Origin of the sequence: Faecalibacterium sp. DFI.5.82 (genome assembly GCF_029076575.1) — a bacterium.
GTDB lineage: Bacteria > Bacillota > Clostridia > Oscillospirales > Ruminococcaceae > Faecalibacterium > Faecalibacterium duncaniae.
Map to the genome: position 1 here is coordinate 1 of NZ_JARFIS010000053.1, position 501 is coordinate 501.

Genomic DNA, 501 nt, shown 5'->3' on the forward strand with positions numbered 1-501 from the left:
TAAAGGATTGACCGTCAGGCAGCTTGATTACTGGCGTTGCCTTAAAACCGTCAGCTTTCAGTTGATCAACATATTCTGGATGCTCATCGATATTGTGTTCAACAAAGTCAACGTGGTGCTGCGTTAGAAACATTTTGGTCATCTTGCATTGAATACAGTTGTTTTTAGAGAAAACAGTAATCATAAATCTCAATCCCCTTTAACTTTTCGTTGAGTTAATGTTTTATAGTATAGCGGGTTATGAAGAAATTACAAGCATTGACATACTATATAATGTACGCTTACAAAACGTCAATACAACATGTGGTGGCTAAGCGATAAGGAATTGAGGTGCTGACAGCTGCGGCAAATTTTTTATTTTCTAATGAAGATTGCTTCATAACTCACGCGGTAGAAAAATCACAAAAACCATTATACACTGATTAATAATAATTGATAAGGGAGAAAAATTTTGCAACCGGAAGATTATATGGAAATGGCGCTGGCAGAAGCAAGACAGGC

Annotated in this window: 1 protein-coding gene; it reads right to left on the bottom strand. The window is 36.7% G+C overall.

Going from position 1 to position 501, the window contains the following annotated elements:
• A partial coding sequence (locus tag P0G09_RS15520; RefSeq protein ID WP_275253097.1) for a glutaredoxin domain-containing protein occupies positions 1–184 on the bottom strand: 184 nt, incomplete at its 3' end.
• Positions 185–501 lie beyond the last annotated feature (317 nt).